General features: G+C 56.7%; 26 protein-coding genes and 1 tRNA gene. 24 read left to right on the forward strand and 3 right to left on the reverse strand.

Annotated elements, in window-relative coordinates; all coding sequences use genetic code 11:
* Window positions 1-105 precede the first annotated feature (105 nt).
* Window positions 106-1,080: a complex I NDUFA9 subunit family protein gene (locus E1297_RS28695; protein WP_155144302.1), complete on the reverse strand. Its 975-nt coding sequence runs from the start codon at window positions 1,078-1,080 to the stop codon at window positions 106-108.
* A gap of 167 nt (window positions 1,081-1,247) precedes the next feature.
* On the opposite strand from E1297_RS28695, the gene E1297_RS28700 reads away from it, so the two are divergent.
* The 20 genes from E1297_RS28700 to ptsN all read left to right on the forward strand — a co-directional run bounded on the left by E1297_RS28700 (window position 1,248) and on the right by ptsN (window position 20,310).
* Window positions 1,248-1,334 (forward strand) — tRNA-Leu (locus tag E1297_RS28700).
* A gap of 336 nt (window positions 1,335-1,670) precedes the next feature.
* Window positions 1,671-2,549, forward strand: coding sequence for a Rossmann-like and DUF2520 domain-containing protein (locus E1297_RS28705; protein ID WP_155144304.1), 879 nt, complete (start codon window positions 1,671-1,673; stop codon window positions 2,547-2,549).
* Window positions 2,550-2,777: 228 nt separating this feature from the next.
* Window positions 2,778-4,979: a TonB-dependent receptor gene (locus E1297_RS28710; protein WP_155144305.1), complete on the forward strand. Its 2,202-nt coding sequence runs from the start codon at window positions 2,778-2,780 to the stop codon at window positions 4,977-4,979.
* A gap of 65 nt (window positions 4,980-5,044) precedes the next feature.
* On the forward strand, window positions 5,045-6,367 hold the full coding sequence (locus E1297_RS28715; protein ID WP_155144307.1) for an MFS transporter: 1,323 nt from the start codon (window positions 5,045-5,047) through the stop codon (window positions 6,365-6,367).
* A 117-nt stretch (window positions 6,368-6,484) separates the two neighbouring features.
* Window positions 6,485-6,904: a hypothetical protein gene (locus E1297_RS28720; RefSeq protein WP_155144308.1), complete on the forward strand. Its 420-nt coding sequence runs from the start codon at window positions 6,485-6,487 to the stop codon at window positions 6,902-6,904.
* Window positions 6,905-6,916: 12 nt separating this feature from the next.
* Window positions 6,917-7,615, forward strand: coding sequence for a MotA/TolQ/ExbB proton channel family protein (locus E1297_RS28725; protein WP_155144310.1), 699 nt, complete (start codon window positions 6,917-6,919; stop codon window positions 7,613-7,615).
* Entirely contained in the window at window positions 7,605-7,985 is a 381-nt protein-coding gene (locus tag E1297_RS28730; protein ID WP_196223428.1) for a biopolymer transporter ExbD, read from the forward strand. Before E1297_RS28725 ends, E1297_RS28730 begins: the two co-directional genes overlap by 11 nt.
* 10 nt (window positions 7,986-7,995) lie before the next feature.
* Window positions 7,996-8,391 (forward strand): biopolymer transporter ExbD, encoded by a 396-nt coding sequence (locus E1297_RS28735; RefSeq protein WP_155144312.1) that lies wholly within the window; start codon window positions 7,996-7,998, stop codon window positions 8,389-8,391.
* The gene (locus E1297_RS28740; RefSeq protein WP_155144314.1) at window positions 8,388-9,518 is read left to right on the forward strand and encodes a TonB family protein; all 1,131 of its coding nucleotides are present in this window, start codon (window positions 8,388-8,390) and stop codon (window positions 9,516-9,518) included. Before E1297_RS28735 ends, E1297_RS28740 begins: the two co-directional genes overlap by 4 nt.
* A gap of 54 nt (window positions 9,519-9,572) precedes the next feature.
* Window positions 9,573-10,640: a siderophore-interacting protein gene (locus E1297_RS28745; RefSeq protein WP_196223429.1), complete on the forward strand. Its 1,068-nt coding sequence runs from the start codon at window positions 9,573-9,575 to the stop codon at window positions 10,638-10,640.
* 337 nt (window positions 10,641-10,977) lie between these two features.
* Window positions 10,978-13,398, forward strand: a complete 2,421-nt coding sequence (locus E1297_RS28750) for a heavy metal translocating P-type ATPase (RefSeq protein WP_155144317.1) — start codon at window positions 10,978-10,980, stop codon at window positions 13,396-13,398.
* A gap of 11 nt (window positions 13,399-13,409) precedes the next feature.
* Window positions 13,410-13,793: a Cu(I)-responsive transcriptional regulator gene (cueR, locus tag E1297_RS28755; protein WP_155144424.1), complete on the forward strand. Its 384-nt coding sequence runs from the start codon at window positions 13,410-13,412 to the stop codon at window positions 13,791-13,793.
* A 189-nt stretch (window positions 13,794-13,982) separates the two neighbouring features.
* Window positions 13,983-14,399, forward strand: a complete 417-nt coding sequence (locus E1297_RS28760; RefSeq protein WP_196223430.1) for a cytochrome c — start codon at window positions 13,983-13,985, stop codon at window positions 14,397-14,399.
* Between the two features lie 225 nt (window positions 14,400-14,624).
* The gene (locus E1297_RS28765) at window positions 14,625-15,245 is read left to right on the forward strand and encodes a ribonuclease D (RefSeq protein WP_155144320.1); all 621 of its coding nucleotides are present in this window, start codon (window positions 14,625-14,627) and stop codon (window positions 15,243-15,245) included.
* A 27-nt stretch (window positions 15,246-15,272) separates the two neighbouring features.
* Window positions 15,273-15,929, forward strand: a complete 657-nt coding sequence (gene lptC, locus E1297_RS28770) for an LPS export ABC transporter periplasmic protein LptC (RefSeq protein WP_209016049.1) — start codon at window positions 15,273-15,275, stop codon at window positions 15,927-15,929.
* On the forward strand, window positions 15,926-16,462 hold the full coding sequence (gene lptA, locus E1297_RS28775) for a lipopolysaccharide transport periplasmic protein LptA (protein WP_209016050.1): 537 nt from the start codon (window positions 15,926-15,928) through the stop codon (window positions 16,460-16,462). The genes lptC and lptA overlap by 4 nt, the downstream gene beginning before the upstream one ends.
* Window positions 16,463-16,553: 91 nt before the next feature.
* Window positions 16,554-17,342, forward strand: coding sequence for an LPS export ABC transporter ATP-binding protein (gene lptB / locus E1297_RS28780; RefSeq protein WP_368669724.1), 789 nt, complete (start codon window positions 16,554-16,556; stop codon window positions 17,340-17,342).
* Between the two features lie 72 nt (window positions 17,343-17,414).
* Window positions 17,415-18,956 (forward strand): RNA polymerase factor sigma-54, encoded by a 1,542-nt coding sequence (gene rpoN, locus E1297_RS28785; RefSeq protein ID WP_155144322.1) that lies wholly within the window; start codon window positions 17,415-17,417, stop codon window positions 18,954-18,956.
* Window positions 18,957-19,193: 237 nt separating this feature from the next.
* Entirely contained in the window at window positions 19,194-19,781 is a 588-nt protein-coding gene (gene raiA, locus E1297_RS28790) for a ribosome-associated translation inhibitor RaiA (RefSeq protein ID WP_155144324.1), read from the forward strand.
* Between the two features lie 61 nt (window positions 19,782-19,842).
* Complete coding sequence (gene ptsN, locus E1297_RS28795; protein WP_155144326.1) at window positions 19,843-20,310, forward strand: PTS IIA-like nitrogen regulatory protein PtsN; 468 nt, start codon at window positions 19,843-19,845, stop codon at window positions 20,308-20,310.
* A gap of 116 nt (window positions 20,311-20,426) precedes the next feature.
* Here ptsN and mdoH read toward each other — a convergent pair whose 3' ends face one another.
* The gene (mdoH, locus tag E1297_RS28800) at window positions 20,427-22,205 is read right to left on the reverse strand and encodes a glucans biosynthesis glucosyltransferase MdoH (RefSeq protein WP_155144328.1); all 1,779 of its coding nucleotides are present in this window, start codon (window positions 22,203-22,205) and stop codon (window positions 20,427-20,429) included.
* Between the two features lie 175 nt (window positions 22,206-22,380).
* Here mdoH and E1297_RS28805 point away from each other — a divergent pair, with 175 nt between their 5' ends.
* From E1297_RS28805 to E1297_RS28820, 4 genes are read left to right on the forward strand one after another with little or no spacing between them, the layout of a single operon-like run.
* Window positions 22,381-23,409, forward strand: a complete 1,029-nt coding sequence (locus E1297_RS28805) for a zinc-binding alcohol dehydrogenase (protein ID WP_209016051.1) — start codon at window positions 22,381-22,383, stop codon at window positions 23,407-23,409.
* 17 nt (window positions 23,410-23,426) lie between these two features.
* Window positions 23,427-23,828: a 6-carboxytetrahydropterin synthase gene (locus tag E1297_RS28810; protein ID WP_155144329.1), complete on the forward strand. Its 402-nt coding sequence runs from the start codon at window positions 23,427-23,429 to the stop codon at window positions 23,826-23,828.
* A 3-nt stretch (window positions 23,829-23,831) separates the two neighbouring features.
* Window positions 23,832-24,896: a glycosyltransferase family 4 protein gene (locus E1297_RS28815; protein WP_155144331.1), complete on the forward strand. Its 1,065-nt coding sequence runs from the start codon at window positions 23,832-23,834 to the stop codon at window positions 24,894-24,896.
* On the forward strand, window positions 24,893-25,681 hold the full coding sequence (locus E1297_RS28820) for a class I SAM-dependent methyltransferase (protein ID WP_155144332.1): 789 nt from the start codon (window positions 24,893-24,895) through the stop codon (window positions 25,679-25,681). Before E1297_RS28815 ends, E1297_RS28820 begins: the two co-directional genes overlap by 4 nt.
* A gap of 3 nt (window positions 25,682-25,684) precedes the next feature.
* Here the strand turns inward: E1297_RS28820 and E1297_RS28825 are convergent, their stop codons facing one another.
* On the reverse strand, window positions 25,685-26,692 hold the full coding sequence (locus tag E1297_RS28825) for a glycoside hydrolase family 5 protein (RefSeq protein ID WP_209016052.1): 1,008 nt from the start codon (window positions 26,690-26,692) through the stop codon (window positions 25,685-25,687).
* Window positions 26,693-26,940: the final 248 nt, after the last annotated feature.

The following is a 26,940-nucleotide window of genomic DNA, read 5'->3' on the forward strand; positions in this document are numbered from 1 at the left end:
CAGCTTCTCGAACGATGCCCCGCATCGTCCTTCGAAACTTGCTTGGCCGAACCGGCTGAAAACCGGGTCAAGAGGGTTAATCATTCGGGCTGTTGGTATAATGCGTCACGGGACCGGATGCGCGTCGTACTGTCCGTGTGTCCGGTAGCGCTCCAGATAGCTTGGCAGGATGGCGGCAAGCGTTGTCGGCTCAAGCCCCATGCCTTCAAGCGTCCGGTTGTCGGCTTTCGCTGTTTCGGAAACGATATTGTCGGACCTCAAAAGCGCGACCTGATCCGCGGTCAGCGGTGCGCCCGGCACCATCTGCAAGATCCGTCCCATGACGCTTGCGACCGGGAACGGCAAAGGCGCCAGCAGACGGCGGCGTTGGGTGATCTCCATCATCAGTTCAAGGCAGTCCTTGAATGTCTTGATTTCCGGTCCGCCAAGTTCGTAGGTGGCACCGGATTTCAGCTCGCCATCAACCGACTTGGCAATGGCTTCCGCAACATCGACGACATAGACCGGCTGGAATTTGGTTTGTCCGCCACCGATGAGCGGCAGGGCAGGGGCCAGCCGCGCCATGCTGGCAAACTTGTTGAAAAAGTCGTCTTCCGGGCCGAAGACGATGGAAGGCCGGTGGATAACGCTGCCGGGTAGCGTTTCGAGAATGCCGGCTTCGCCTTCTGCCTTGGACCGGGCATAGGCGGATTTCGAGTTGGCATCGGCGCCGATGGCCGAGACATGCACCACGGAGGAGAGGCCCGCTGCGCGGGTGGCTTCTGCGATTGCCCTTGGTCCGAAAGACTGGATGGCATCGAAGGATTGTTTGCCGCTCGGAGCCAGGATGCCGACGCAGTTCACAACGGCATCAGCCCCCAGAACGGCGCGCTCCACAGACCAGCGATAGCGCAGATTTGCCTGAACCGGCATGATCTGGCCGGGCAATCCCAAAGGCTGGAGATGCTCGGCAAGGTCTGGCCGCCGCACTGCCGCACGCACGCGGTATCCCCGCTGGGCAAGGGCCTGGACCACATAGCGGCCAACGAATCCGGATCCGCCAAACACGGTGACAAGTTTACCGTTATATCCCCTGGCCATATCTGTGCCCTCTGTCGCGTCAAAAAAGTCGCGGCTCTCCCGCCGTCGTCAGCTCGTCTCTTAGCCGGTTGATGTCGGCCTGTGAAGGGCTGCCTGTTGAAGAATGGAAAACTCTGCCATTAGGTGATTGACAAGTCTGTGACTGCCCCTTAGAAGCCCCTCTCACAGCCCAGGTGGCGGAACTGGTAGACGCGCTAGCTTCAGGTGCTAGTGCCCTTACGGGCGTGGAGGTTCGAGTCCTCTCCTGGGCACCAATTCCCCTCAGGCAAATGTCTGAGAAAATAAAGAAACCGGCCATTGGCCGGTTTTTTTGTTTTGGACGTTGGCGGAAGCGGATCCGGGATCATGGCCAGCGTACCAGGTCGAGGTCGCCGTTCTCGTTGCTGACGTCCGGCTTGGAGCGTTTGAATTCGTGTCACACATCGCTGATTGATCACTGCTGCCTTTCATTGGCAGAGTGAGGGCACTATTGCCTGTAATCTCTTCACTCACCCAACTGGCGAGCCAGCATTTTCCGGACCCAACTTGCCGTGGCTGGAGCATGGGGCGATCATGACGGAGCGCAGGTTTGCAGGGTAGGGTGATCAAGAATGCAGACACTTAACATAATCGGAGCCGGGAAGGCCGGATCCGCACTTGGTCTCGTACTGGCTGGCTCCGGGGTGCAGGTCCGGTCGATCCTGAGCCGTTCGTCCGCGTCGTCCGAACGCCTCGCCGGTCTGTTGGGGCAGGGGCATGTGGTGGACGAGATCGCAGATCTGGAACCTGCCAATCTGACGATGATCGCAACCGGCGACGATGCCCTGGCTGCGGTTGCGTCCAGCCTCGCCGAGAGCGCACCGTTTCAGGGTGACCGGTCAGTCGTTTTTCATGTCTCGGGAGCCGTCTCCTCTGCGGTTCTGGCACCTCTGTCCGGTCGTGGGGCAGCTGTTGCGAGCATCCACCCGGTTCAGACCTTTTCCAGCCCGAAAGCCGATGCCTCCCGTTTCGCGGGTACGTGGTGTGGAATCGAGGGGGATGAGGCCGCTCGTGCCGTCTTGAGGCCGGTGTTCGAGCGGGCCGGCGCACGCTGCTTTGACGTCTCAAGTGAAGGCAAGGGCCTCTATCACGCAGCGGCGGTGATTGCGTCGAACTACCTGTTTGCTTTGATCGAGGCCAGTTTCCGCTGCTATGAGGCTGCCGGTTTGGACCGGAAGCTGGCTGCGGAAGTTGTCAGGCCGATCCTTCACGCGACGGTGGACAATGCACTCGACCTTGGGCCGGCACAGGCTCTATCAGGTCCGATCGCACGCGGTGACCACGGCACGATTGAAAAGCATCTTGCAGCGCTGCAATCGGTAGCGCCTCCCGTTCCAGAGTTGTATCGGGTCATGGGCGCGCTTGCGCTGGAGTTGTCAGCAGAAAAAGGGGGCGCTGCAACGGAAGATCTTGCTCGGATCAAGGAGTTGCTGGCTTCAAGGAAAGCCTGACTGGAATACTGTCAGGGTTCCGGAACAGGGACAGGTCTGCCCCTACGGAATCATGACCCTACGCAATTGTGACCATATTGCAACGGCGCCCGGATGTGTGCGGTGCAACCGTAATAAAACTTGAATATTAAAGTCATGCATGATGGTTTGCGCGCCAAAGCGGTAGCCAGGCAGAGTGCAGTCGAGCCACCGTAACTTATTCAAATATATTGGAATTGGGGGCTCGATATGGTGTCGAGAAAGCTCGCGCTGTCGCTGATGGCGGGATTTGTGGTCATGCCGGCACAGGCGCAGGAAGCCGAACCGGCCGCAGCGCAGCAGGTCGAGGACGGCAGCTATCTTCTGGACACGATCATCGTCACGGCAAACCGTACAACCAGCGACATTGCAACTGTTGCGCAGTCGGTGATCGTTATCGATGAGCAGCAGATCGAGGAAGTCCGCTATGGATCGAATGATCTGGCAGACATCATCTCGTCCCTTGTTCCCGGCTATCAGCCGTCGAACCAGACCATTTCCGGGGCTGCTGAAACTTTTCGGGGCCGAAGTGTCCTGATCATGGTTGACGGTGTTCCCAGGAACACGCCGCTTCGCGACAACTCCCGTGTTCTTTCATTGATCGACATTGACACGATCGAGCGCATTGAAGTCGTGAATGGTGCGTCAAGCCTTTATGGCGCAGGCGCGACCGGTGGAACGATCAACATTATCACCAAACGCGGAACGAGCGAAAAGCCGGTTGTATCCCTGCGGACCGAGCTGAGCGCGTTTACGGAAAATCCGGGTGAATCGTTGTCACCGAGCGCCAATCTCAATATTGAGGGGCGAAAAGACAAGTTCGACTATTTCCTCAGTGTTTCCGGCCAGCTCAGTCAAAATGCCTATGATGGGTACGGAAATGAAATGCCATCCGATGCCTTGCTCGGCCAAGGCAGCAGTGACCACGCAAAACAGTTCAATCTCTTCGGCGGCGTTGGCTATGAAAACGGATCACGCCGGTTCGATGTGACCGCCGACTGGACGTACTTTCGGCAAGATCCGGACTATCTGACCGATTATTCGACAAGTCCGGTCTCACCCGACTACGGCACGGATTACTACGGCGATCCGGCAGAAGAGAACTCTCAATATTTCACGGCGACCTTCAGCGAAGCGGCTTTCCCGCTGGGTGCATTGGAGATCAAGACGTTCTTCAATCATATGGAAAAGACGTCTCCGTTTTCACAATACGATCCGATTGCGAACCATACAGTGTACACTGTCGGCGGTTCCACCGACTTCAACCAAACAAAACTGGTTTCTGATCGTGCCGGTGTCACCACAACAGTCAATTCGGAGCTGGATAAAATATTCGAAGGTGCTGGGGTTACTTGGGGGGCGGAATACGTTTTCGATCACACCCGGCAAGAGTTTGTAGATGGTGTCGATGCAATCGCGCCGATGACCCAAAACCAGATCGCGGCATTTGCTCAATTGGAAGTGCCTTTGCACGAACGTGTCCGGGTTCAAGGTGGCGCAAGGTTCGATCAGTTCTTTTTGACCGTAGATGATTTTACACGCCCTACTTATTACACTTCAGCGTATAAAGAGCAGGGTTTTGTGGGTGTCGTCCCTGCTGTTGATGTAACAGGTGGCTTCTTCACTTATAATTCGCCGACTTTCAATGCTGGTGTCGTGGTCGATTTAACCGAATATATGCAGGCCTTTGCCAATTTTTCTCAAGGTTATTCCTTGACCGATATCGGAGCCTACACACGGCGTGCAGGTACGAACACGGGTAAAGAAGCATTTGCCGTGATCGAATACGGATTAAGATCGATAGACTACAGCGACATCGCGCCAGACCCACAGATCGTCAACAACTACGAGATTGGCTTGCGTGGAGATTGGGGGCAATTCCGCGGAATGGTAACCGGCTACATCTCAACTTCCGAAGACGGCACTGTATTTGATCCAAGCGATAATCAGGTCTCGCAACAGGAAGAGCAGATCTGGGGTGCCGAAGTCACTGCCGAGTATGATGTAATCGATACGCTCACAATCGGAGGCGTCTTTTCCTACACGGATGGACTTTATGATGGTGACGGCACAGGAGGATTGAACTCCCGCATTCCGTACGGCCGCGTTCCAAGTACATTCAAGACCAATCTGTATGGTGAATGGCAGTTGCCACATGACTTCGTTGCGCGTGGTGAAATTGAACACTTCTCCGGGCGAAACGCCAATACGGACGAAGAGAAAGAGCTGAAGGGTGCGACGCTCGTCAACGTCGGCCTGACCCGGGATTTCGGCAAGGCGGGGGCGTTTGCCTTGTCGGTCCGCAACGTGTTTGACACAGACTACATCAATCCGACGGCAACGGCTTTGCGCGGTTATGATGTCGCGGGGCAGGGCCGGACCATCGCGTTGACCCATACCATCCGTTTCTGATCCCTTGATCCCAAGCGCCACGGTTTCTTTGGAGACCGTGGCGTTTTCCTGTTGAGGCCTGCCAAATGACCGAGCGCCAAGCGACTGCCGCAAACGAGCCTACCGCACCAACCGCGCCCCAAGCGGCTGGAGACGGAATTCGCGGGCAGATCCCGTTGTTCGTGACCCTCTCGGGGCTCTATCTGGCGCAAGGCATTCCGACCTATCTGATTGCGGCGGCCCTCCCGCCGGTCCTGCGGGAATATGGTGTGTCGCGCAGCGCCATCGGTTTCTTCTCGCTCTTGATGTTGCCGCTGGTCCTGAAATTTCTCTGGGCTCCACTGATTGACCGGTTCCGGCTGTTGCCCATCGGACACCGGCGCGGCTGGATTGTTCCGATGCAGCTGGTGACGGCCACCGGCATCGCCGCAATGGCGTTTGTCGAGCCGACCGACGTCATGGGCCTGTTTGCAATCTGCACCGTTCTGGCAGTCGCCATGTCAACGCAGGACATCGCGACTGACGGTTATGCCACGCAGAAGCTGACAGAAAGGACCCGAGGCATCGGCAATGCCTGCCAGGGAGGGGCGGTTGCCTTCGGTGTGGTGATCGGCGGAACCCTGTCGCTGGTTCTGTTTGAAACCTTCGGCTGGACCGCGACGCTTCTCTTCGTGGCCGGATTGAGCCTTTTGCCGCTCTTTGTGACCCCTCTCATGCGGGAGGCCGGAGCGGCTGAAGAAGATGGCTTGATGCTGCAAACACGCCAGATCCCCTCCAGGCCGTCCTTGCGGGCCTTTTTCAGGCGGCCGGAAGCGGTGCGGATCCTGATTGTTGCGCTGGTGTTTCGGGCAAGCGAGGGCCTGGTCAAGGCGATGGAAGGGCCGTATCTGGTGGATGCGGGCCTGCCGCTCTCCTGGATCGGTTATCTGTCCGGAGCATCCGCCGCCACTGCCGGGATCATCGGCTCGGTGCTTGCGGTTGCCCTGATCAAATGGCAGGGCACGGAAAAGGCGCTCCTGACCCTCGGCACGCTCAGAACACTGTGTTTCGGCCTGTTCGCGTTTCATGCGCTCGGTTGGGTCGATGGCATTGCGCCGGTCATGTCGGCTGCGGGTTTCCAGACCTTTATCCGCTACATGGAAATCGTGGTTCTTTATTCCCTGTTCATGTCGGTGGCCTCCAGGGACCAGCCCGGAACCGATTTTACCATCCTCGCCTGCGCCCAGCTGATCGTCTATCTGATCGGGTCAAGCCTTTCGGGCATGATCGCGGACCGGGTCGGCTATGACATGTTGTTCGTGATTGCCGCTGTCTTGTCCGGCCTGGCGGTTCTGCTGACGGGCAAGATTTTGGCCCTTCCCATTCGAGAGAACGTGAACTCTGAAATATCGGGGGTTGAAAACCGATAGCGAATTGGTGAAAACAGCGATGAAATTTGGAGTGTAAGTCTCAACAATCCGCCAATCGCAAACCGCATCGGGAATTTCTTGAAGCGATTACCGCCGATCAGCCAGGAGCCTTGACGCATGAAGAAACGGTCCATCGCCGGGGCGATCCTTGCAGCGCTGCTTGCACAGGAGGTTGCGGCCGGGCAGTCAGACGGACTGTCCATTCAGCTGAACAAGGCCGAAACGGTCGGTGATGCCTGCCGGGTGACGTTGGTCGTGCAGAACGGCATTGGTGCACCGGTGGAAGCCCTTGGGCTCGATCTGGTGTTGTTCGACCAGTCGCAGACGGTGTCCAGTTATGCAGCGGTCGATATCGGAGCCCTCCCGGCAGGCAAGACGCGGGTGCGCCAATACGATGTTGCCAAGGACGGCTGCGGCAATGTCTCCCGTGTCCTCGTCAACGATGTCAGGGCCTGCGAAATCAGCGGCGCCCAGAGCCCGAAATGCGCCGAGGCCCTCACACTCCAGTCCGCAATTGAAATCGATCTGATTTTTTAAGGCATAGGCCCCATGACCGCATTTCCAGCTTTTCTTCATCCGATTGCCGGTCTGGTGGACCAGGGCGGTCCGATCGTGGCAATTCTCCTGGGGCTGTCCCTTGTGGCGGTTGCCCTGATCATTGCCAAGGGGCTGCAATTTGCCGCCGCTGGTGTCGGAAGACACGGGCAGGCGCAAAAGGCGCTCGACCTGTGGCAGCGCGGGGATCTTTCAGGCGCTCAGGCGGCGGTCGACGGTTCCAGATCGGTCATGTCGGGCGTGATGGGCAAGCTGGTCCGCGCCGAAAGCATCGATGCGTCCGAGACCAAGGCTCTTCGTGAAGACATTGAACGGGTCTGCAATGTGGAGATCAACAAGCTGCGCGCCTACTTGCGCCCGCTCGACATGATTGCACAAACTGCCCCCTTGATCGGGCTGCTCGGCACGGTTCTGGGCATGATCGAGGCTTTTCAGGCCATGCAGGGGGCCGGAGCTGCCGTCGATCCGTCGGTTCTCGCGGGCGGGATCTGGGTCGCGCTGATGACAACCGCGGTCGGGCTTGCGGTGGCGATCCCGGTTTCGGCGATCGTTGGCTGGTTTGACGGCCGGATCGAAGCGGAACAGGCGGAAATGGAAGCGCTTGTGACAGCCTTCTTCACCGGTGCAATTGCCGACCGCGGGGTGCCCCGCGTGGTGGCAATGCAGGCCGGAGACCGGCGTCATGCGGTTTAAGCCGCGGCCGCGGCGAAAGGCTGTCGGCCTGACGTCATTGATTGACGTGATCTTTTTGCTCTTATTGTTTTTCATGCTGGCATCAAGCTTTACGCGCTATCAGGCCATGCCTGTGGCAACAGGCGGTGAAGGCGGCGGTGCGCCGGTCAAGCCTGCCTATTTGCGGGTTCATGCGTCTGAGCACATTGATCTCAATGGCATGTCCGTGTCCAAGGCCGAGCTTGCCGGACGGTTTTCCGAATTGGCAACCGGGGATGACAGAGTGCTTGCGATCTGGTCCGGGCCGGAGGCGCTGGTGCAGGATGTGGTCGATGTCATGTCGGCTGCCCGCAGTGCCGGTCTGAAAACCGTACTGGTGACCGGGAGGTAGCGGCGTCGCGATGGGATTGCGCAAACACACCAAACGCCAGCCGGTTGAAAACACCATTCCGTTGATCAACGTGGTTTTTTTGATGCTGATCTTCTTCCTGTTTGCGGGAACGATCCAGCGTGACGACGCCCGGGATCTGGAGCCGCCGTTCGACATCGTCGAGGACGAGGCGATCCGCTCGACCGGTGCGCTGATTCTGTCCCGGGACGGCAAGACCTATTTTGAAGGTCGGCAAGTGGGCGTGCCGGACTGGTTCGGCGCGAAGCAGCAAAACACGCCGGACGAGCCGGTCCGGGTTGCAGCCGATGCCGATCTCAAGGCCGATCTGCTCGAAATCGTCCTGAAGGATTTGAAACAGGCGGGCGCGGGCAATGTGGTCCTGATCACGCGGAAAGGCGCACCATGAGGTTTGGACGCTTCCTTGCCGCAGGTGCGGTGCTTTCGGCTGTCGCTCACGGGATCGGCTCGGCGCATTTTGCATCCGACCCGAATGAAGTCCAGGTCGGGGCCTCCAGGGGCGGTGCCGTCTCCGTCATCGGATCGCTTGAAGATCTGGTTCAGGGCACCAGTGTGCCGCTGGAGGCGGTCGAAACGCCGGAGGAGCTGGTTGAACCTGTCGAGGCAGCGGAGGCTGTGACACCGGTTGAGACACCGCAGGAGATCACGCCTGCCGCTATGATTGAAGCGTCGCCCGTGGTTCAAACGCCGGTGGCGGATGCGGTCCCGGTCGAACCGCTTCCAACCGAAGTTTCTGCTGTTACGCCGGACCTCGCACCCGTCAGTGAGGTCGCGCAGGTTCAGGGAGTGACAGGCACCCAGCCGGTTTTGCCCTCTCAGGAATTGCCGGTGGTTGAACCGCAAAAACCGGTCGAAATTGTCAAGACACAAAACACCTCTGCAGCCGTTGAATCACGAGAGACGATTGTTGAGGCTGAGCCTTCAAAACCCGTCGAGATCGCAGCTGCGTCTGTAGCTGATGTTGCGGCTGAAGTGACACCCGAGCCCGCTCCGGTCAGCGAAGTTGTTCCGGACGTAGTGGAAACACAGGACACGGAATTGCCTGTCACGGAAGCTGGCACTGTCCCGGCCCCAATGGCAAAGCCACCTGCGCCGAAACGCGAAAAACAGCAGGTCGCCCAGAAAGTGAAGCGCGGCAATGCCGAGCAAAACTCTGCCAAGGGTGGTGAGCGGGTCACAAGCAAGGTCGCAAAATCCAACGTCAACGGTCGAGCTGATTCAACCTCCAATGATGGCGGGCGGGCTGCAAAATCGAACTATTATGGCAAGGTGGTCGGGAAGGTCCGGCGCAAACTGAAATCCCAACGCCGCACACCTCCCAATGTCGCCAGAGTGGGGTTCACGATCTTGCGGTCGGGTGGCGTACAAAACGTCAGGATCGTGGTTTCCTCGGGAGATTCGCGGGCTGACGCAGCGGTCATCAGGGCGGTGAAACGAGCTGCACCTATGCCGAAAATTCCCGGGAATATCCGAGAAGAAAGACTTCCCGTCGTTATCCCGATCTCATTTCAATAATTCTTGCTGCGCGCACATGGTGCCGGGCGATCCCTTCTGATGGAGACAGCTATAATGTTCACCGCCTCATCTTCGATCGCCCTGGAAAATGCTCATTGTGTGTTCGAAGCGCTTCTGTCCCATATGCGCGAACACGAGGTTGTTCTGGAGCAGAATGCTGATCACGCATTCACCATCCATACCGGCGACAACCGGATCGAAGTTGCCGTTCAGGATCAAAACCTGGATCTGCGTGTCGCTGCAACATCCCCAAGCAGTCTGCATTTCTTGAAAGAAGCTGCGGTCCTGCATCTGGCCGAGCTTGATGGCTCTGCGGCAGAGACCATGAGATGGTTCGGCGAAGGAGCGGCTTTTGACAGGAACGACGCACGGCCCGTGAATTTCCAACTGGTACAGTTTGTCAGCCGAACGGACCTCTCGGACGGCATGATCCGACTTCGGTTGAAATGTGGCGATCAGTTCGAGGCCCTCTGGGACGGTGGCATTCACGTCAAGTTGATGTTGCCCAAGACACCGGGACGTACGCCGGTTTGGCCATCGATTGCGGCCAATGGCACGACTGTCTGGCCGCAGGGCGAGGACGCTTTGCATGTACGCTACTACACAATTCGCAGAGTGTTTCCGGGGCTGCGGGAAATCGAGGTGGATGTGGTCAGTCATCCCGGCGGGGCTGTTTCTGACTGGGCCCAAACAGTGTCTCCGGGGGCGGAGATCGGGCTGATGGGTCCGGCAGGCGGGGAAACGCCCGACCAAAATGCTCATGTCATGATCATCGGAGATCAGACCGCACTACCGGCAATCTACCGCATGCTTGAAGACCTGCCGGCAAGCGTTACCGGTCATGTGATCGGGGCCGCAGACGGCCTGAATGAGCTTGTGGCGTATTTACCGGAAACCGCATTGACGCTCCACGCGATCCCGGAAAGTGCTTTTGCAGAACAGGTCGTCGGGCGCGCGGACGAACTGGCGAGGGAAGGGACACCGACATTTGCCTGGTTTGCCGGTGAGTACCGGAACGCACAGGACCTCCGGAAGCTCTTCAAACGTTCCTTTGGCCTTGGAAAAGGGGCGCAATACGCTTTTACCTATTGGCGCAAAGGGCAGGAGCTGGATGCGCGTTAGGTGTTGCTACTGCGAAAATTCAACTAAAAATAGTATTTCATGCAGATCAACAGACTTGGTTGGTAGAATATAGGTTGTAAAACCTCACAATTTTGAAAATAATTTTTAATTATTTTGCGTGATTTTATTATCTTGGAGCAGCTGCTGTAACATGTCGACAAAGTTAAATTGGTTTAATGGCTTGGACGTGCTTGATTTAAGTTCATCATTTCTGACGTATTGTGATACCGTGTTTTAATGCTGGTTTGTGTCCCTCTGAGCACCTGATTCAGCCTTGACCTTCCAGTTACTGGAATCTCTATCTCCGGTAAGATTTGAACATGATGAGGTAGGTCACATGGCGCACGACACTGAATTGGAACCGGCCCACAAGCATCATTCACATGAAGGTTGCTCTGGCGGTCACCATCACCACCATCATGATGCGGTTGATGCTCATGAGGGGGAAAACGTTACAACTGTAAAAGATCCGGTCTGCGGAATGAACGTTCCCTTGGGCAAGGGCAAGCCGACCTTGTCCCACAAGGGAACGGACTATCATTTCTGCAGCAGCAAGTGCCACGACAAGTTCGAGGCCGATCCCTATTTCTACGTCTCCGGCAATGCCGTTATCAAGAAGCAGAAGGACGCCGAGAAAGCGGCAGACGGCAACCTTTTTACGTGCCCGATGCACCCGGAGGTCGTTCAGGAAGGTCCGGGTACTTGCCCGAAATGCGGAATGGCCCTGGAGCCGATGTCAGGGGTGTCGGATGAACCGAATGAGGAGCTGACCGATTTCACCCGCCGCTTGTGGATCAGTGTCGGACTGGGCATCCCGCTGGTTATTCTGGCGATGGCCCCTTACGTCGGGTTTCCGATTCGAAGCTGGATAGGCGAACAACTCTCTCTATACATCGAAGTGATACTTGGAACGCCTGTCGTCCTTTGGGCGGCCGCTCCATTCTTCAAGCGTGGTTGGGACTCGATCAAGACCCGAAACTACAACATGTGGACGTTGATCTCTCTAGGGGTTGGGGCTGCATATATCTACTCCATGATCGCGACATTCCTGCCGTTCCTGTTTCCGGACAATATGAAAACAGATGCCGGTCACATGCCCGTCTATTTCGAAGCGGCGGCGGTTATCATCGCGCTTGTGTTTGTCGGGCAGGTTCTGGAGCTCAGAGCCCGTGAAAAAACTGGAGACGCGATCCGGGCGCTGATGGATCTGGCACCGAAAACGGCCCGGCGCGTGACACCGGATGGCGACGAATACGATGCGCCGCTTGACAATATTCTCGGCGGCGACCGTCTGCGGGTCCGCCCGGGCGACAAGGTGCCGGTGGATGGCACAGTGCTGGAAGGCGCGTCTTCGGTCGACGAAAGCCTGATCACCGGTGAGCCGGTTCCGGTGGAAAAGACCGATGGCGACACGGTGACCGGCGGCACTTTGAACAAGACCGGCAGTTTCATCATGGAGGCGACCCACGTCGGCTCTGAAACGATGCTGTCCAAGATCGTTGAAATGGTCTCTTCCGCACAACGGTCACGGGCTCCTATTCAAGGGCTGGCCGACCGCGTTGCGTCCTATTTCGTGCCAACCGTTGTTGCGATTGCAGTCATCACCTTCTTTGTGTGGTTGGTATTTGGGCCGACACCTGCCCTGATCTACGGGATCGTGTCTGCGGTCTCTGTCCTGATCATTGCCTGCCCCTGCGCCCTTGGACTTGCCACCCCAATGTCCATCATGACCGCGACCGGTCGCGGGGCTCAGGCCGGAGTTCTGGTCAAGGACGCGGAATCACTCGAGCGGTTTGCCAAGGTTGACACGATCGTGGTGGACAAGACCGGGACCCTGACCGAAGGCCGTCCGCAAGTCAGCGATGTGATTGCCGCCAAAGGGTATCACGAGAACGATGTTCTTCTCTGGGGCGCCAGCCTTGAGCGGGCCTCCGAACATCCCTTGGCCGAGGCAATTGTTCGTGGTGCTGAAAGCCGTGGTCTTGAACTTCACAAGGCCGAAGACTTCGAGGCAATCGTCGGTCACGGCGTGCGTGGTCTGATCGATGGCAAGACAGTGCTGCTTGGCAGTGCGAACTTCCTCAAGGGCGAAGGCGTCAGCGTTGAAGATCTGCACGAAGGTGCCGGAGGATTGCAGGACGATGGCAAGACCGCCGTCTATATCAGCGCAGGCGGCACGGCAATCGGCGTGATCGGCGTCGAGGATCCGATTAAGCAGAACGCGGCAGAAGCTGTCGAGGAATTGCATCGGGCAGGCATGATGATTGTCATGGCGACCGGCGACACGGAGCGGACCGCAAAGGCCGTTGCATCCAAACTCGGCATCGATGATGTCAAGGCAGGTGTGAAACCGGAAGACAAGAAGAACCTTGTTGAGAGCCTGCAAGCGCAGGGCCGGAGCGTTGCCATGGCCGGAGACGGCGTCAATGACGCACCAGCTCTTGCGGCCGCTCATGTCGGTATTGCCATGGGAACCGGCGCTGATGTTGCCGTTGAAAGCGCCGGCTTGACCCTGCTGAAAGGGGATCTTGCCGGGATTTCGCGGGCTCGGCATCTGGCAAGGGCGACCGTTCGCAACATCAAGCAAAACATGTTCTTTGCCTTCATCTACAACACGGTTGGCGTGCCGATTGCTGCAGGTGTATTCTTCCCCATCTTCGGCGTCCTGCTGTCGCCCATGCTCGCAGCACTCGCCATGAGCTTCTCGTCGGTTTCGGTTGTTTCAAACGCTCTGCGTTTGCGCCGGATCAAACTCTAGAGGGAGAGATGATGAACATCGGTACTGCATCCCAAGAGTCCGGACTGCCTGCAAAAACGATCCGGTATTACGAGGAAATCGGCCTCGTGCGTCCAAACCGGGCAAAAAACGGGTACAGGGATTATTCGGAATCCGATGTTCATCATCTGAGGTTCATACAACGTGCCAGAGGACTGGGGTTCAGCATTGAGGAATGCCGCCTTCTGGTTTCGCTTTACGACGACAACAACAGGGCTAGCGCCGATGTCAAGGCGCTGGCTCTTGCAAAGCTGGCAGAGGTTGATCGCAAGATAGCTGAACTGCAGGTATTGCGGAAAACACTCTCGTCCCTCGCGTCTCACTGCCAGGGTGACAACCGGCCGGACTGCTCGATCATCGAGGGTCTTGCTGGTTAGGGTGCGGAGTTGACGCCAAGGCCTTGTCCGGATCATGACCGTGCCCCATTCATCTGCGATTGGATAAGTCAACCCGCCGCCTGTCTACCGGCGGGTTTCTTGCGGAAGATGCCGGATCATGAAGACTAGGGAAGTAGGTAATCGATGAGAGTATCAAAGCTCGGAACGATCTTGGGGGGAGGGGTCTTCGTGGCACTCGGCTTGCAAGCCTATGCACATACCGGCGCCACCGGTCTTGTCAAAGAACGCATGCAGGGAATGGAGGCCATTGCAGCCGCGACAAGGCAGGTCGGTCAGATGCTCAAAAACCCGACTGGCTATGATGCTGTTTCGGTCGAAGAATCAGCCCGCATTATTCAGGCACACGCGGGGCAGAACATGACAGCGTTGTTCCCGGAAGGCAGTTTGGAGCCGCCAACGGAAGCAAGGCCGGAGATCTGGACCGATTGGGCAACGTTTGAAGAATATGCAAAGGATCTCCAGAAACAGGCTTCCAGCTTGGAAATCGAGGCTGAACAGGGGCCGGACATTGCGAGACCGCGATTCGGGAAACTGGCGGCCAGCTGCAAGTCCTGCCATGAGCAATTCCGGGCGAAACACAATTGACCGGGGTTCAGCCGCAGAACACATTTCAAGGGGTTGTCGGTTTGAAGTTGTCGCCAATGAGAGAGGGCGGGTCTGAATTCCGCATCTCTTGCGCGCGGATAAACTTGTCATTCGCTTCGGTATGAATTACCTGACGGGGATTGTTCGAGTGACTTAAACGTCACTTTACAGACGCAATTCGCAGCACCAACTGCCCCAAGACGCCGCCAGGAGCCATGACGTCCCATGACGATCCGCTATCACAAGCATGACCTTCCGGATCTTTCCAAATACGCAACGGCGGAGGCGGTGGCGGTCGATTCTGAAACACTCGGGCTGAATCCTCATCGTGACCGGCTGTGTGTTGTCCAGTTGTCTCCAGGCGACGGCTCTGCGGACGTGGTTCAGATTGCCCGGGGGCAAACCGATGCTCCCAATCTCGCGAGTCTTCTGAGCGATCCAGCAAAACCGAAAATCTTTCATTTTGCCCGATTTGACGTTGCAGTCATCCGGCACTATCTGGGCATCCATATCACACCGGTATGGTGTACCAAGATCGCTTCGAAGCTTGTGCGGACTTACACGGACCGCCACGGTCTGAAAGATCTCTGCCGCGAATTGCTGGGAGTTGATTTGTCGAAGCAGCAGCAAAGCTCCGATTGGGCTGCCGAAACGCTGAGTGATGCCCAGCTTGCCTATGCTGCATCGGATGTCCTGCACCTTCATGATTTGCGGGAAAAGCTCACGGCAATGCTGAACCGTGAAGAGCGCCTCGTGATCGCTCAGGCGTGTTTTGAGTTCCTGCCGACACGGGCGGAACTGGATCTGAAGGGCTGGGACGAAACGGATATCTTTGCCCATTCGTAGCTTGCTGGAAAAGGGCGGATTACGGTCTTGGCCATATCGCAAAATCATGGCGCAGCACGATATTCGAAGGCTGCTGAAACCCGTGCGCAGAAGTCTGCGCGGCGGCACAGCATTCTGGTGCGGATTCTGCGGTATCTCCTGCCGGGGCTTGGGCTGTTGGTTTTGGCCGGCATGATCGCCTTGGTGGTTCTTTTCAACATACTTGCGGGACTAGGTGGCGCCAGCGTTACGTTGACCAGCGAGGGCCTGGTGATGAACCGGCCTGAATTGTCCGGGCATGATGGTGATCGTTCCTATAAGATTTCCGCGGTTCGTGCGATCCAGAGGCTTAGCGATCCGGGCGTTATAGATCTGGAAACCATACGTGGAGATATTGTCCTCGGGCAGGGCCAAACCGCGCATGTGACCTCTCTGTATGGAACATATAACAATGCGGCGGAGACCCTGCGCCTCTATGACGGCATACAACTTGAATGGAGTGAAGGGTATACGGTTGACTTACAGGAAGCGTCGATCAATCTGAAGAACGGCGCGCTTAAGACAGATGACCCGGTCATTATACGCTCGGATCGCGGTAGTATTCAGGCGGGACGGTTGTCGTATGATCAGGATAACGGCACCGCTCGTTTCTATGATGGTGTAAAGTTGAAATTGAAGCCCGCGAACGAGGGAACCGAACCATGATGACATCAGCGATCCGGGGGCTCATTGGGGCAGCTATATTGCTTTCAGTTGCAACAAGCGCCCAAGCGCAAACCTTCTCCGACGCATTTGCCGGATTCGGCTCCAACGACAAGGAGCCGATTTCGATCGAGGCAAAGGAACTACAGGTCCAGGACAAGAGCAGTACGGCTACCTTCGAAGGGGATGTCGTGGTGACCCAGGGCGATGCCCGGCTGCAAACGCAGCGCTTAAAGGTCTTTTACGATGGCAAGGCCGACGGGGCGGTTCAGCAACGAATCTCCAAACTGGAGGCATTTGGCAAGGTCAGGATCTCTGCAAAGGATCAGACGGCAACCGGGGATGACGCAAGCTTTGACATGAACAAGCAGATCATGGTCATGACCGGCAAGGAAGTTGTGCTGAGCCAGGGCCCGAATGTGGTGGTTGGCAATAAGCTGACAGTCAACCTGAAAACCGGCAAGGCTGACCTGCAGGCGCCGTCTTCCGGGCGCGTCAAGGTGCTCATCCAGCCCGGTAGCGTTCAAAATCAATAACACTTTGTTACAATAGGCAACTCGACAGGCGCTTGGGGACGGCTTATGTCCGTCCCGAACGCAAACCGGAATTGGTCACATCGTGAAGTTTATTCCATTTGGACAAAACGGCACAAAGCCGTCCCCCGTTGAAAGCTCTCAGGACAGCGATCCGGCTGCCGGAGCGCTTGTTGTTCAGGGGATCGGCAAGACGTATGCCCGGCGTCAGGTGGTGAAACATGTCAGCCTGGAAGTCCGTCCTGGAGAATCGGTCGGTCTTCTTGGACCAAATGGTGCGGGCAAGACCACGACATTTTACATGATCACCGGTTTGATCAGGCCGGATCAGGGCAAGATCCTGCTTGACGGTTTCGATATGACCAGGTTGCCGATGTATCGCCGCGCGAGGTTGGGCATCGGTTATCTTCCTCAGGAAGCATCGATTTTTCGTGGCCTGACTGTCGAAGAGAATATTCGGGCGGTTCTTGAGGTTATTGAACCGAAGCGGAAAAAGCGGGCAGCTGAACTTGACGAGTTGCTTGCCGAATTCGGGCTGACCCATTTGCGCAAGTCACCTGCGATCGCACTCTCCGGCGGCGAGCGCAGGCGTGTTGAAATCGCACGGGCCCTGGCAAGCCGCCCGTCATTCATGTTGCTCGATGAACCTTTTGCCGGCATTGATCCGATTGCTGTTGGCGACATTCAGCAGCTTGTGCGTCATCTGACGCAGCGCGGCATCGGTGTGCTGATAACCGACCACAATGTCCGCGAGACCCTTGGACTGATTGACCGTGCGTATATCATTGCATCAGGGGAAGTTCTGACCGAAGGCCTGCCGGCTGACATCGTCACAAACCCGGACGTGCGCCGCCTTTACCTGGGTGAACAATTTACGCTTTGATGGAAGGTGGCCGCGTGTAGTATAAGCAAGAAGCGGACCAAACCTAGTCAAAGAAGGGTTCATCGGGTTTCGATGGCACTGTCGACAAAGCTTGAAATGCGTCAAAGCCAATCCCTGGTGATGACGCCACAACTGATGCAGGCAATCAAGCTCCTGCAACTGTCGAATCTCGATCTGCTTGCCTATGTCGAAACCGAACTTGAGCGCAATCCGCTTCTTGAGTCGACCGAGGTCCCGGCAAACGGAGACAACACGCCTGCAAACCAGACGGATGGCTACGAAGCGCCAGAAGAGACGCAATCCAGCAGGGAGGAGCCCAATGCCGGCGACTGGATGGAAAGCCAGCTCGAAACCGGCTCCGAGGCAATTGCTGCCCGTCTTGACACGGATCTTGGCAATGTGTTTCCCGACGAACCCGGTGTTCCGGCGTCACCGGACCCTGCGGCCCTGAAGGGCGGCGACAGCTACAAGAATCTCTCCAGCGGGACGGCGAGTGAAGACTACAACCTTGAGGCGTTTGTGAGCGAAGAGGAAACACTTCTGCAAACGCTTGAGGATCAGATGAACCTCTCGCTCAAGGATCCCGTGGACCGGTTGATTGCAGGGCATCTGATCAACTCTCTTGATGAAAACGGTTACCTGCATGGCGATCTTGCCGAGGCGTCTGAAACGCTAGGCGTCAGCCTTGAGAGAATTGAAACGGTTTTGGCGGTCTTGCAAACATTTGAGCCGGCTGGAGTCTTCGCAAGAAACCTGTCGGAGTGTCTGAAGTTGCAGTTGATTGAAAAGAACCGCTTCGACCCTGCGATGAAGGCACTTCTCGACAACCTCGAGCTCCTGGCAAAGCGCGACCTGACAACTCTGCGCCGGATTTGCCGGGTGGATGATGAAGATCTCCGCGAGATGATTGGCGAAGTGCGGGCACTCGATCCCAAACCGGGTAGCATTTACGGGGCAGCCCATCTTCAGCCGCTTGTCGCCGATGTGTTCGTGCGCAAGGCCAATGACGGGACCTGGTCTGTCGAGCTCAACTCCGAAACCCTTCCGAAGGTTCTCGTTAATCAGACCTATTACGCGACGATCTCGAAGAACGCGAAGAACGAGACCGAAAAGGAGTATCTGACCGATTGTCTGCAGACGGCAAACTGGCTGGTCAAGAGCCTTGATCAGCGTGCCAAGACCATCCTGAAAGTCTCGGCGGAAATCGTGCGTCAGCAGGATGCGTTTTTGACATATGGCATCGAATACCTGCGGCCAATGAACTTGAAAACGATTGCCGAAGCGGTTGGTATGCATGAATCCACCATAAGCCGGGTGACATCGAACAAGTACATGGCGACCCCAAGAGGGGTCTTTGAGCTGAAGTATTTTTTCTCTTCCGCAATCTCGGCGACCGAAGGCGAAGATGCCCACTCAGCCGAGTCTGTGCGCTATCGCATCAAGCAAATGATCGACGCTGAAGATCCAAAGGCTGTGTTGTCGGATGACACAATCGTAAAGGTCTTGAAGCAGGACGGTATTGATATCGCCCGCCGGACCGTTGCAAAATATCGCGAAGCCATGAAAATCGGGTCCTCTGTCCAGCGGCGGAGGGAAAAGAAGACGCGGTTGTAGATTTTAGCTGCTCAGGTGGACTTTGGAACTCTTCGGCTAAATCGATTTAAATCCCCTTCGGCCAATTGACTTAAACGTAACCTGGCCGTATACGACCGCCCGCAAGGCCACTTGGATGAAGGGGATGGCGCGAAAGCGCAGAGTGGTCCATTCTGTGAGCCCAGAATATACCTATATTCTGTGTGTCGGCTAACCAACGCCGGCGGACTGTAGTCTACACAACAAGAAGAGGTCCCCATGGCATTGCGAGTTTCGGGAAAGAACGTGGACGTCGGTGACGCGCTTCGGATCCACGTCACCGACCGGATTGAAGACGCTCTGTCCAAGTACTTTACGGGTGGCTTTAACGGCCACGTGACGTTAAGTCGGGAAGGCACGGGTTTCAAATCCGAGTGTATGTTGCACCTCGATACGGGCGTCGTATTGCAGGTTTCTGCGCAAGACCATGACCCGCGGGCCAGCTTTGATCTGGCCGCAGAAAAGATTGACAAGCGGCTCCGGCGTTACAAGCGCAAACTGAAGGACCACCACGCCCACAATGGTGCAGGCAAGGATGTTTATGACGCCGCATCATATGTTCTTGCGTCGACGGAAGACGACGAGGAATTGCCTGAGGACTTCAACCCGTTGGTTATTGCGGAAACATCTGCCAAGGTGAGGACCTTGACCGTTGGGATGGCCGTGATGGAATTGGACTTGACCGAGGCTCCGGTCGTCATGTTCAAGAATGCGGCAAACGGCAGCGTCAATGTCGTCTATCGGCGGCCTGACGGAAATATCGGTTGGATTGACCCGACATTGGCGGCAGGTAGTGCTGTCAATTAACAAAATAAAAATGGTCGGCCTGATTATCAGGCTGACCAACTAGGTGTTTGTAGGCAAGAAAATGGATCTAGGCGATCTTATCAAAGGCGACGCAGTATTTGCCAACCTGAAGGTCAAGAGCAAGAAGCAGGCAATCCAGGAACTCGCAGCGAAGGCCGCAGAAGTGACAGGCCTGTCCGAACGGGAAATATTCGACACGTTGTTGCAACGTGAACGCCTCGGATCGACAGGAGTTGGGCACGGGGTTGCGATCCCCCATGGAAAATTGACCCGCCTCGACCGCCTCGTCGGCCTGTTCGCAAAGCTCGAACATCCGGTAGACTTCGATTCCCTTGACGATGAACCGGTTGATCTGGTTTTCCTGCTTCTGGCCCCGGAGGGGGCTGGAGCAGATCACCTCAAGGCTCTCGCCCGAATTGCTCGTCAGCTCCGTGACCCGTCTGTTACATCAGGTCTTCGAAACGGAGCCGATTCAGAAACAATTTACCAGCTTTTGACAAAACCCCTGACCTCGTCGAATGCCGCGTAGCTTCGTATGGATTGGGTGCAGTTTTCTTGGGAACGATGTTTTCGGAACCACCTGCTCATGCAAGTCTCAGGCAGATAAATCTGCCTGAGGCCCAAGGGATGTATATGAGGCACGGCTCAAGTAGGTGCTTCGGCTGCTGATGCGGTAGCCGCAACAACCGGTTCGGGCCGACTGTTTCCAGCATCTGCGAAAGCAGGCAGATCCAGCATAAACAAGGGCTCGGGCGGGTCGGATTCTTCCGGTATCCGCCACAAGGTCGACTTCGTGCCAAGAAGGCCTGCGAAGCGCGTGGACAGGAGAATAGCGAATGGCACGGCCAGAAGCGGTCCAACTGTGATCGGCAGCACCGGCCAAACCAACGAAAGTGGTTGTGTCATGACCCACGCTGTTCCCATTACACCAAACAGTGTCTGAGGCCAGAGCTTGCGCATTGCCAGTCCAACCGGCAAGCGTGCAACGCCACGCGCCTGCGCGCCCCAGCCGATGGTCTTGCCGAAGGCCAAACCTGCCATGAACAGAGTATGGGCAACAGCCATCATCGGGGCCATCATTGCGGCATAAACGACTTCACAAACCGTGCTGATGACCACGCGAATGCCTCCGCCGAACTGGCGTCGAAGTGAGGGGCGCACGAGGATGTCCAACACCGTTGCGATCTTGGGCGCAAAGACCATCGTCATGATGGCAACGAAGATCAGCAATCCGGTGTCGGGCCGGAAGGGGGCGAAGTCGGTTGCGGTTAAACCGAGGATAGCTGCCGATATCATGAAACTGAGCCAGGCAGGCGATGACAGGAACATCAACATCGCCAATGCCAGCTGGATACGGCTGATGGGCTTCAAACCCTTCATGGTCAGCAGGCGGCGGTATTGCAGATTGCCCTGGCACCAGCGAAGGTCGCGCCGGATGAATTCGAGCAGGTGCGGCGGGTTTTCTTCATAGCTGCCGCCTTCCTGGGGCAGAACCCTGACTTCATAGCCCGCGCGGCGCATCAGCACGGCTTCTACCTGATCATGTGACAGGATCGGGCCGGCCAGCGGCCCTTTGCCCGGCAAGTCGGGCAGCACGCAGTGCTGCTTGAACGGTTCAAGGCGCAAGACGGCGTTGTGGCCCCAGTAGGGTCCGCACTCGCCTTGCCACCATGCGCTTCCGATTGTGTAAGAGCGCATTCCGAGACGCATGCCGAACTGAAAAACACGTGCGAAGGCACTTGCCGACGGAAGCCCGACTGCAAGGCTTTGCAGAATTCCCAGCTTTGGGTTTGCTTCCATACGGCGCACCAAAGTGAGAATGGCGTCTGCCGTCATGAAACTGTCAGCATCAAGGACGAGTGCAAAATCATGCTCGCCGCCCCACCGTTCGCAAAAGTCTCGAATGTTGCCGGCCTTGAAACCGGGATTGTTTTCCCGGCGCCGGTAGATGACCGGGATTTGGTTCCCCCATATCTTGCGCAGCCTGTCCGCCATGCGGCGCTCTGAAGCGGCGATGACGTTATCGGAGCTGTCACTGAGAACGTAGAGCGTAAAGTTGTTGGCCTGTGCGCTCGTTGTGAGGTCCTCGAGCATGACGGAGAGGTTTTTTTCCAGCCGGTTGACCTCTTCGTTTCTGATGCAGGACAAAATGGCTGTTCGGCTTGTGGTCCCTGCTGTGTCATCGCCGTGGTTTATCGGGCAGACATAGTTTGCCGGATCCCTTGAAAAGCGCATGATCAGCAGTCCGATCGTTGCGTTCCAGAAGCCAATGATTGTCCAGGGCAAGGTAACGAGAAAACTGACGAAAATGATGATATCCAAAAGCCCGAAGCCTCCGGGCGACAAGGTGATTGCCATCAATGCCGCCATCAGCAGGAAACTAACAGTAACGAGACCGGCGAAAGAAACGCGACGCACAAGCATGGGCTCATCCAAACAATTTTAACTACGCGGTGGGTATGTGAGTAAACGGGGAAACTTCCCGGGGAGAACTTGATACATATGGTGATAAACCAAATGGCCGTTACGAAAGGTTTTGTCCAGTGCTTTCCAATACTACGGCATTTTGTTGGAAACGGTTCATTTTTCGGGTCAATTCATGAGCAGGCAGATGGATACGGGAATGCTCTCGATAACGGCCAAAGCCCTTTGGTATACCGGAGTGCGGCAGGCTGAGATCCGAAACGAGGCAATAGCCCGGCCGGATTGTGGTGAGAAAGCCCTGGTTCGTACTCGAGCAAGCGCAATCAGCAGGGGTACGGAACGGCTTGTGTTCAACGGAAAGGTCCCCGCGGGTGAGTGGGCGCGCATGAAAGCGCCGTTTCAGGGTGGGGACTTTCCGTTTCCCGTGAAATACGGATACGCCAATGTCGGCGTTGTCGATGCAGGGCCGGAGCCGCTGGTCGGGGTACGGGTTTTTTGTCTGTATCCTCATCAATCCGCCTTTGTTGTTTCGAGTGATAGTCTGGTGCCGATCCCCGATGGGGTCTCCGATGACAGAGCGGTTCTGGCTGCCAATATGGAAACCGCCCTGAATGCTTTATGGGATGGAAATCCATCACCGGGGGATCACATATGTGTGGTCGGCGGTGGCTTGGTTGGTTTGCTTACTGCTTATCTTTGTTGTCAAATTCCCGGCACAAGGGTTACACTGGTAGATGTGAACCCGGCCAGGCGGGGTATAGCGGACCGGCTCGGTGCGCAGTTCGCGTTGCCGGGTGATGTTCCCGGGAATCAGGACCTTGTGTTCCACGCCAGTGCAACAGCCGACGGATTGGCGACGGCTCTTCAGGTGGCCGGAAACGACACCGGCATTGTTGAGCTAAGCTGGTATGGAGACGCCAGTGTGCCTGTTCAATTGGGGGCGGAATTTCACAGCCGGCGCTTGCGCCTCATATCCTCTCAGGTCGGAACGATTCGCCCCGACCGGCAGTCGCGCTGGACATTCCGGCGCCGGATTGAAACCGCCATGTCTCTTCTCAATGCCAAAAGCCTTGATTGCCTGATTACGCATCACATTGATTTTACCGAGCTACCTGCACGTCTTTCGGGACTTTTTGACCCGGCTGCGGATGTAATTGCGGCGGTGGTGAACTATTCAGACGTAACCGACAACACACTTGGATAAATCAAAAAGGACTGTCCATGTTTGCCGTTGAAGTCAGAGACCACATCATGATTGCGCACTCGTTCAAGGGGGCGTTGTTCGGCCCGGCGCAGGCGCTCCACGGAGCGACATTTGTGATTGACGCCGCCTTTTTTGCCGCACAACTGGATGCCAACGGTGTCGTGATCGACATCGGACGGGCCCATGAAGCGCTAAAGCAGGTGCTGGAACCGCTCAAATACAAGAACCTTGACGAGCTTCCCGAATTTGCAGGCAAGAACACCACGACAGAGTTTCTCACTCAGCATATCCATGAGCATCTGGCTGCGGCAGCACGTGAGGGGCGGTTGGGGCGCCCAGGCAACGAGCTGTCGTCCATCAGGGTTTTGATATCTGAATCACACGTCGCCCGTGCTTGGTATGAAGCGCCGGTCGCCTAGGCCATGAAACATCTGGTTTTTGCCTATCCGGGTGACATTACGACACCAACCGGGGGGTATGGCTATGATCGCCGTATTCTGGAGGGGCTGACAGCACTTGGCTGGATGGCTGATCTTTTACCGCTTGGCGACGGATTTCCGTTTCCTGCCGAAGAGACTTGTTCAATAGCGGAAGCGGCTTTGCTGGCAGCACCGAAGAATGCCCCTCTTTTGGTCGATGGACTTGCCTTCGGGGTCTTGCCTGATGCCGCTGCCAAAGTCGCATCTGACCGCGATGTGATTGCTCTGGTTCATCATCCGCTGTGTCAGGAAAATGGATTGGGATCAGAGACTGCGCAGGCTCTCAAGATCTCGGAAGAAAGTGCCCTGAAACATGTGGCGCATGTTGTCGTCACCAGTCCGGCGACCGCGCATCAGGTGCGGGCCCTTTTCGCTATCCCGGCAGAAAAGATCACTGTGATTGAACCGGGCACGGTCCGCGTCCGGGTGGAGCGCCGGAAACCATCCGATATGGTTCGATTGTTGAGCGTTGGAACAATCGTGCCCCGCAAAGGCTACGATTTGTTGTTTTCGGCCTTGAGCGAAAGCGCGCACCTGGATTGGCATTTGGACATTGTGGGTGACACAACACGTGATCCGGACTGCTTCACCGATCTCACCGATCTTCTCGACGCGTTGGGACTTGCCAACCGCGTGGCTTTTCATGGCGCGGTCGCCGAAACGGACCTTACGCAATACTATGCAGCGGCCGACATCTTTGTCCTTGCCAGCCGGTATGAAGGATATGGCATGGCCTATATGGAGGCGCTGGCACACGGACTGCCGGTGGTTGGCAGTGGAGGCGGAGCCGTGCGCGACACGCTCGACCGTGGCGGCACGGTTTATTGCGGGGTGGAAGATGTGGCGTCGCTTGCGCAGGCCATGCAAGAGTTGCTGAGCGACAGGAAAAAACGAGAGGCATTGTCCGTCGAGGCCAGGCATTCGGCTGCAACGCTTCCAACCTGGGAACAGGCTGCATTGAAATTTGCGGAAGTTCTCGGGCAGTTCGAGCAAGGAGGGCAGCCATGAGCAGTTTTTCAGCGGACTGGCTCTTGTTGCGAGAGCCGATTGATTTGGCTGCCCGGAATGCTTCCGTTGAAGCTGCTTTTTTGCAAGCTCTTCTGGGGTCGGGTCCCTTGCTGGATCTCGCGAGCGGCGCGGGCTCGACCGTCATGGCCTTGCGGGACCGGCTGCCAGCCGAACAGTCATGGATACTGACGGATCATGATCCCGCCTTGATTGAAACGGCGAAATCCCGGTTTGACGGCAACTCCCGGGCTGGGTTCATGCAAGTGGATCTCGCGGCCGGGCTCGACCGCCTTCCGTTTAATGATGTGTCCGGTGTGACGACTTCTGCCTTCCTCGACCTTGTTACAGGGGAGTTTCTTGAAGGATTGGTCGATAAGGTGACACGTTCAAAGCGGCCGTTTCTGGCCAGCCTGACATATGACGGAAGGGCTTGGTGCACGCCGGAGGATCCGCTTGACTTTGAACTTACGGCAGCGATGAACGCGCACCAAAAAACGGACAAGGGATTTGGGACAGCTCTCGGCCCGGATGCCGCGCATGTTGCGGCCAGGCTGTTTCGGGAGGCGGGCTACGAGGTTGTAACCGGCACATCGGATTGGAATGCCGGTGATGATGCCAGCGAGTTTTTGGAAATGTTGTGTAGTGGCTGGGTGGATGTCGGCGTGCAAGTGGCTTTGGACAAGTCACGCCTTGAAGAATGGCACAGCACGCGTGCGTGCCAGATCGCAACTGGCCAACTGCAAATGGGCGTCGGACATATTGATCTGGCAGCGTTTCCGGCCTGAGCCTTACCTTTCAGGATACTGGCAATCCCGGCGCGAACTATGGTCAGATTCAAGGAATGGGATGAGTGTGGCCATTTGCGGCCTATCAATCCCGTCTTCCGGCTGGATCGAATAGGGATAGGCGCCCCACCATTCACCGGCAGCCCAAATTGTCCAGCCGATCCAGATATCCGGCCGACGATTGATAAAGGTGGCAATTTCCTTGACCCCGTCGAGGCAGGACCTGTTTTGCGAACCACCGAACTCTCCAAGGAACCCCTTGTAGCCGAACGTCTCGAGCCAGCCGGAGAACCGCTTTAGTGCCGCCAGTGCATCTGCGGTTCTCGAACAGGAGGTGCCGGTGCCTGAAAAGTCAGCGTCCAGGTATTGATGGACTTCGATTGCAAAATTTTCGGCTGGATCGGTAACGGCAAGCATTACTTCCGCGTTTGAGCCACCGTCCTGTTGATCAAACCAATGGCTGGAACCGGTCCAGATTGTTCCCGGAACAAGAACGAGATTGTCTGCTCCCGTGTCTCTGATCGCACGTATTGCGCGGTTTGATGCGTCCAGCCAAGTCCTGGCGGTCAAATCCACCGGCTCGTTCATCAAACCGAAGACAATGTCCGTTTTTCCCGGATAAAGGCTGGCGAGCCGACCCCAGAAATCCGCAAGCGCGTCAACGGGGACATCTCTGCTCCCGATCGCTCTACCGTAATACTTGCCGTAATTGTGCGGATTGAGGATCACTGTCAGACCGTTCGCACGCGCTTCGGCAATGCTTTTGGTCAAGTGTCCCAGTTCTTCGGGTTCGAACGGACCGAACAATTCCGGCTGGATGCGCTCCCACTGGAACGGCAAACGCACCGCGTTCATTCCCTTCGACGCAAGGTATTCATAGGTTGCGGCGGACGGAAACTGATGTGTCACGCCGTACGTGCCTGGCTTGTCCTCCGCTTTGCCGAATTCGCCGCCGGAGACATTTGCGCCGTAAAGGCACGTTTCAGCCTGAACCGGAGAGACAGTTGTCATTGTACCCCCCAAAGCGGCAAGGGTGGACGCGGTTGCCAAGAATGCCTGCGTGGTCAAGCGACTTCGTATCATGGGTACCACACACTCCAGAGCTGCTGTTGCTTTTTGGATCGAGCGTCAAAGCCAAAGATGACCGGTCCAGGGGCGCTTGGCCTTTCCTTGGGACGGCTGCTGGTGTCCGCTTGAGGTGCTGCGGTTCAGCTGCTGTCATTTGGTGTGGAGGACAACATTGCTCGGGATCCGGTCCT

The sequence above is a fragment of the Roseibium sp. RKSG952 genome, assembly GCF_009711355.1.

Bases quoted from the DNA above. Each gene is read 5' to 3' on its own strand.
- E1297_RS28695 (WP_155144302.1), bottom strand. From the start codon at position 1,080: ATGGCCAGGGGATATAACGGTAAACTTGTCACCGTGTTTGGCGGATCC.
- E1297_RS28705 (WP_155144304.1), top strand. From the start codon at position 1,671: ATGCAGACACTTAACATAATCGGAGCCGGGAAGGCCGGATCCGCACTT.
- E1297_RS28710 (WP_155144305.1), top strand. From the start codon at position 2,778: ATGGTGTCGAGAAAGCTCGCGCTGTCGCTGATGGCGGGATTTGTGGTC.
- E1297_RS28715 (WP_155144307.1), top strand. From the start codon at position 5,045: ATGACCGAGCGCCAAGCGACTGCCGCAAACGAGCCTACCGCACCAACC.
- E1297_RS28720 (WP_155144308.1), top strand. From the start codon at position 6,485: ATGAAGAAACGGTCCATCGCCGGGGCGATCCTTGCAGCGCTGCTTGCA.
- E1297_RS28725 (WP_155144310.1), top strand. From the start codon at position 6,917: ATGACCGCATTTCCAGCTTTTCTTCATCCGATTGCCGGTCTGGTGGAC.
- E1297_RS28730 (WP_196223428.1), top strand. From the start codon at position 7,605: ATGCGGTTTAAGCCGCGGCCGCGGCGAAAGGCTGTCGGCCTGACGTCA.
- E1297_RS28735 (WP_155144312.1), top strand. From the start codon at position 7,996: ATGGGATTGCGCAAACACACCAAACGCCAGCCGGTTGAAAACACCATT.
- E1297_RS28740 (WP_155144314.1), top strand. From the start codon at position 8,388: ATGAGGTTTGGACGCTTCCTTGCCGCAGGTGCGGTGCTTTCGGCTGTC.
- E1297_RS28745 (WP_196223429.1), top strand. From the start codon at position 9,573: ATGTTCACCGCCTCATCTTCGATCGCCCTGGAAAATGCTCATTGTGTG.
- E1297_RS28750 (WP_155144317.1), top strand. From the start codon at position 10,978: ATGGCGCACGACACTGAATTGGAACCGGCCCACAAGCATCATTCACAT.
- cueR (WP_155144424.1), top strand. From the start codon at position 13,410: ATGAACATCGGTACTGCATCCCAAGAGTCCGGACTGCCTGCAAAAACG.
- E1297_RS28765 (WP_155144320.1), top strand. From the start codon at position 14,625: ATGACGATCCGCTATCACAAGCATGACCTTCCGGATCTTTCCAAATAC.
- lptA (WP_209016050.1), top strand. From the start codon at position 15,926: ATGATGACATCAGCGATCCGGGGGCTCATTGGGGCAGCTATATTGCTT.
- rpoN (WP_155144322.1), top strand. From the start codon at position 17,415: ATGGCACTGTCGACAAAGCTTGAAATGCGTCAAAGCCAATCCCTGGTG.
- raiA (WP_155144324.1), top strand. From the start codon at position 19,194: ATGGCATTGCGAGTTTCGGGAAAGAACGTGGACGTCGGTGACGCGCTT.
- ptsN (WP_155144326.1), top strand. From the start codon at position 19,843: ATGGATCTAGGCGATCTTATCAAAGGCGACGCAGTATTTGCCAACCTG.
- mdoH (WP_155144328.1), bottom strand. From the start codon at position 22,205: ATGCTTGTGCGTCGCGTTTCTTTCGCCGGTCTCGTTACTGTTAGTTTC.
- E1297_RS28805 (WP_209016051.1), top strand. From the start codon at position 22,381: ATGAGCAGGCAGATGGATACGGGAATGCTCTCGATAACGGCCAAAGCC.
- E1297_RS28810 (WP_155144329.1), top strand. From the start codon at position 23,427: ATGTTTGCCGTTGAAGTCAGAGACCACATCATGATTGCGCACTCGTTC.
- E1297_RS28815 (WP_155144331.1), top strand. From the start codon at position 23,832: ATGAAACATCTGGTTTTTGCCTATCCGGGTGACATTACGACACCAACC.
- E1297_RS28820 (WP_155144332.1), top strand. From the start codon at position 24,893: ATGAGCAGTTTTTCAGCGGACTGGCTCTTGTTGCGAGAGCCGATTGAT.
- E1297_RS28825 (WP_209016052.1), bottom strand. From the start codon at position 26,692: ATGACAACTGTCTCTCCGGTTCAGGCTGAAACGTGCCTTTACGGCGCA.